This window comes from Oleiphilus sp. HI0125 (genome assembly GCF_001635355.1).
In genome coordinates this window covers 1-695 of the sequence record NZ_LWGF01001084.1, presented here as the reverse complement: position 1 = coordinate 695, position 695 = coordinate 1, and the positions used below count along the sequence as shown (strand labels likewise).

The 695-nt window shown below is 40.6% G+C and carries 1 protein-coding gene; it reads right to left on the bottom strand.

Features of this window, described 5'->3' with window-relative positions; translation table 11 throughout:
- Positions 1-87: 87 nt before the first annotated feature.
- On the bottom strand, positions 88-564 hold the full coding sequence (locus A3762_RS18565; protein WP_068756275.1) for an SRPBCC family protein: 477 nt from the start codon (positions 562-564) through the stop codon (positions 88-90).
- Positions 565-695: the final 131 nt, after the last annotated feature.

The following is a 695-nucleotide window of genomic DNA, read 5'->3' as shown; positions in this document are numbered from 1 at the left end:
CGTGAGTTTATACAAGCATCTTGAAAACAAATAACTTACCGCCCTCTTCTACCTAACCAGTTGCGACAGCGGCACCCGTTAATTTTATTATTTTTCTATGAACGTTTTCAGGTTGTTCAAAGCAGCTTGATAAGAACGAGCACCTATTCTCTCAACTAAACCACTGAGCATGGATAAAGAACTGTGGACACGGAGACCGATACGATATTTTACTTCAACCTCTTTCTCCATTTGCTGAATTGAAAACTCTTCCACTAATTCATCTGCATATGGAATAGAAACAGCTGAGACACGATATGCCACCTTTTGATTAGGCTGAGTAATCAAAAACTCTTCCCTAAACTGAATAAAATAATTCAGGGTTACAATCCGAGACAAGCATTCTTCCTCCTCCAATAACGCAGTTGCACTCGTCATCCCAGGAAACCAATGAGGCCAGGTATTCGGATTAATTAGCGCGTCATAAACGGTCTTTGCGTCTGAGCTAATGCGAATAGAATAAGATAGCTTGATTGGCGCAGATTCTAAAAACGAGATATCCGCCGCCTTACATTGAAATTTCATACTCTGCACAAATCCTTTTTATTGTTGTGTTTTGTGCCTGTACGCTACCAGAGTAGATCAATCGGCAGCAAACCTTCCTAACCATAAAGCACGCCCAAACAATTCAACGGACGAGAATTACAAAACATACT

Bases quoted from the DNA above. Each gene is read 5' to 3' on its own strand.
- A3762_RS18565 (WP_068756275.1), bottom strand. From the start codon at position 564: ATGAAATTTCAATGTAAGGCGGCGGATATCTCGTTTTTAGAATCTGCG.